Below are 3,619 nucleotides of genomic sequence, written 5' to 3'. Positions count from 1 at the left end.
TCCACTCTTCAAGTGTCAAGGTTCATGGCGCGCCAAGTCCACAATGGAATCCCTGGCAACGCGGCCGTCGGGAGCACCCCCGAGCGGGCAACCCCCGGAGTTTACCGATCTGGAGGCCCCAGGTCAAGTTGCGGGGCCTGGCGGCAGTGGGTCAGTCTGAATCGGAAGGCAGTTCGAGTTCGGCTGCCGAGAGCAAGGTCGGCGCCGGACCCTTAGGTCGAACCGGCACTCCTGCTCCTTCGGGAGGGGGCTGCCCCTCGTCATGGCCGGGAACAATCCAGGCTGGAGTCCTCCGAGTGCCGACGCTGAAGAGTGCTCGTATCAGACGTCGGATCGGCCCCGGTTCGAAGGGTTTCATTGCCAGTGCCCACGCGGGTACCTGACCATCTCCCGCCGGCACATCGTCGATCACCTCACCAACGATCTTACTGCGGGAGTCGGACGACCTCTTCGTACCCATCGGGTTCGTCGATGGTCGGTGTCCTCGCGAAGAGGGTTCGCTGCCCAATCCACCTGACGAACCCCTTTTTCTCGAGCTTCCCTGTCATCTCGGATGGAAGAGGGTCGGCGCCGGAGCGTGCACCCGAACCCCTCCCCTGCCCTCGAGGACCCCATGGGGCACGGGTCAGATCGCCCGGCGCCCCGCGAAAGCGCGCGCCATGGTGAGCTCATCCGCGTATTCCAGGTCGGAGCCGGCCGGCAGTCCATGTGCCGGCCGCGACACCGTCACCCCGAGCCCGGCAAGCCGCTCGGCGACGTAGTACGCCGTCGCCTCCCCCTCGACGTCCGGATCGGTCGCGATCACCACCTCGCGGATCACTCCGTCGGCCACACGGCTCTCGAGCTCGCGGATGCGCAACTCGTCCGGTCCGATGCCGTCCATGGGTGACAGGGCACCCCCGAGCACGTGATAGAGACCGTGAAACTCCCCACTCCGCTCGACAGCGAGGACATCGAGCGCTTCCTCAACGACGCACAACAACGATGTATCTCGCTTCGCATCGGTGCATATCGCGCACAGCGGTCCGTCCGCGATGAAAAAGCATCGCGAGCACGGCCGCACGGAAGTATGCAGGTTACTGAGTGCCCCGGCGAGTCGCTGGGACATGTCCGCCGACGCCCTGAGGCAGAAGAAGGTCAGGCGCTGAGCGGTCTTGGGCCCGATGCCCGGCAGCCGGCCGAACTCGGCAGCGAGTCGCTCGACGGCCTCAGGGACGAGCGCCACGCCCCGGCTCCCTCATCACGTGCAGCGGATCCTGGTCAGAGCAACCCGGGAGGAAGACCCAACCCCGCGGTGAGCTGCGACATGTTCGCGGCAGCCGCTGCGCGCGACTTGTCGAGCGCGTCGTTACAGGCTGCTAGGATCAGGTCGGCGAGCAGCTCTGCGCCCTCCTCCAGCGCCTCGGGCTCGATGGTGACCGCAAGGAGCTTCTGGTGCCCATCGGCCGTCACCGACACGACGCCCCCGCCCGCAGTCCCCACGACGGTGACGTCGTTGAGCTCCTCCTGCATCTTGGCCATGCGGGCCTGCACCTGCTGGAGCTGCTTCATCATCTGCTGCTGGTTTTTCATAAGGGACCTCGATGGGGCAGTCTACGCACCGTTGACCGGTCCTGGCGGTCCGAGCCGCGTGTCGTCGTGCAACCGCGTCGCGGTGACCCGACTGCCGGCGAACGTGTCGAGGACCGCCTGAGTCACGTCACTCACCGTCCCGGTCGCTCCGCGTGGGCGCTCCTCGCCGATGAATTTCGTGATCACCTCGATCGGCCGGCCACCGATGCTCGACATCGCAGCGGCGATGACGGCGCATTTGTCCTTGTCGCTGATCTGCTCGAGGTGGAATCGACCCTGGGTGCCGATGGTCACGCTGGTGCTGTCCGCCTCGATCGGCTTGCAGTCACGAAGCACGCCGGCGAGTCCCTTGTTGGCCCGAGCCACGGCCTCGATGACCACCGGCCACTCGGCGACCCAGCCGCTCACGCTCGAGAGGTCTCGCCTACCGGTCACCTCCACCGCGTCCGGGGCCTGGATGGGCGCTGACGGCCCGTCTGGCGCACCCGTGGCGTCCGCTCCGGTCGCCGGCGCTTCAGCTGCGGCGCTGACAGGCGCCACCGCGGGCTGAACCGGTGCCTCCGGCACGGCGGCTTGAACCGGGAGAGCGGCTGGGACGGCGTGAAGAGGCGCAGACACGGGCTCCGTCCCGCCACTCCGACCTGCTGCACGAGCCGGCGCCCCGGCCCCAGCACTGCGCTCCAGCGCCACCACGCGCGCCTCCAGGGCCGCCATGCCGGCGGACTCCCCGTCCGCGGCGGGCGGCCGCAGCGCACGCAGCAGGCAGACCTCGACGAGCATCCGCGCATCGACCGACTGCCGGAGGTTCATCTCCGCCTCGGCGACGAGTTCGAGTAGCCGCAACCAGAGACCCGCGGGCGCGATGGCGCCGAGGTCCGTGACCAGGCCCACCTCGTCGGGTCCCACCGACGCTCCTTCCGGATACCCGAGCGCCACCAGCTCCGCAGCCCGCGCGAGTCTGGCCACGTCGCGAAAGAGCTGACGGGGATCGGCGCCCGCGTCGAATGCGGCAGCGGCGGCGCGCAGCGTTCCCGCAGGGTCGGCGCCGGCCAGGGCGGTGACGAGCGCATGCAGGATCGACGGGTCGGTGAGGCCGAGCGAACGCCGTGCAACCGCGACCGTGACGGGGCGCTCGCCGGCGCCCAACGCCTGCTCGAGCAGCACCAGCGCGTCGCGAAGGCTGCCCTGGGCGGCCGTCGCCAGAAGCAGCACCGCATCCGTATCAACCTGCTCGAACTCCTTCGCGGCGACATCCGCAAGCAGGTGTTCGATCGCGAGCCCCGGCACGCGCCGGAAGTCGAAGCGCTGCACCCTCGAACGGATGGTCTCCGGCACCTTGTGCGGCTCGGTTGTCGCGAGAACGAACAGCACGTGCGGCGGCGGTTCCTCGAGCGTCTTGAGGAACGCATTCCATGCGTCCGTGGTGAGCATGTGCGCCTCGTCGATGATGTAGACCTTGCGGCGCAGCGATGCGGGGAGATAGCCGACGCGCTCACGAAGCTCGCGCATGTCGTCGATGCTGCGGTTGCTTGCGGCGTCAATCTCGAGAACATCCACCGCTGCGCCCGAGAGGATCTCGAGGCATGCGGCGCACATGTTGTCGGGCTCGCCGTCGATGAGTGCCTCGCAGTTGACCGCCCGGGCCAGGATCCTCGCCGTCGACGTCTTGCCGGTCCCTCGGACGCCCGCGAAGAGATAGCCGTGGACCAGCCCGCCGGAGCGCACCTCATTGAGGAGTGTCTGGGCGACGACCTCCTGGCCGACGAGATCGGCGAAGCGCTGCGGGCGGTACTTTCGATAGAGGGCCAGGCTCACGTCGGGCGGCATTGTCGCAATGACGGCCGCTCCCACGTGGCGGGAGCGCCGTCGAGTACTGGGGGTAGTCGCGCACCCCACGTCGTTGGCACGCCACCGGCGCTCACCCGTACGACCGGCTCAGACCAGGTTGCCCCACGGCACCCCCGGGGAACCGCTTACCGCTGCTTCCTTCCGGACCTGACGGGGTTCACGGGCCCGAGCTGCGCGGGACCCAGTCGTCAACGCCGGC

3 protein-coding genes and 1 other RNA gene are annotated in these 3,619 nt (G+C 68.6%); all 4 read right to left on the bottom strand.

Translation table 11 applies throughout. The features are described 5' to 3' along the window. Nucleotides 1–625 precede the first annotated feature (625 nt). Nucleotides 626–1,225, bottom strand: a complete 600-nt coding sequence (recR, locus tag VNF71_15335; protein HVA75927.1) for a recombination mediator RecR — start codon at nt 1,223–1,225, stop codon at nt 626–628. A 35-nt stretch (nt 1,226–1,260) separates the two neighbouring features. Next, on the bottom strand, nt 1,261–1,572 hold the full coding sequence (locus tag VNF71_15330; GenBank protein ID HVA75926.1) for a YbaB/EbfC family nucleoid-associated protein: 312 nt from the start codon (nt 1,570–1,572) through the stop codon (nt 1,261–1,263). 21 nt (nt 1,573–1,593) lie between these two features. Beyond that, nucleotides 1,594–3,387: a DNA polymerase III subunit gamma/tau gene (dnaX, locus tag VNF71_15325; protein HVA75925.1), complete on the bottom strand. Its 1,794-nt coding sequence runs from the start codon at nt 3,385–3,387 to the stop codon at nt 1,594–1,596. Nucleotides 3,388–3,507: 120 nt separating this feature from the next. Then, nucleotides 3,508–3,607, bottom strand: an RNA gene (ffs, locus tag VNF71_15320) — signal recognition particle sRNA small type. Nucleotides 3,608–3,619 lie beyond the last annotated feature (12 nt).

This window comes from Acidimicrobiales bacterium, assembly GCA_035533095.1.
Classification (GTDB): domain Bacteria; phylum Actinomycetota; class Acidimicrobiia; order Acidimicrobiales; family Palsa-688; genus DATLUM01.
This window is presented reverse-complemented; position numbering and strand designations above follow the sequence as displayed.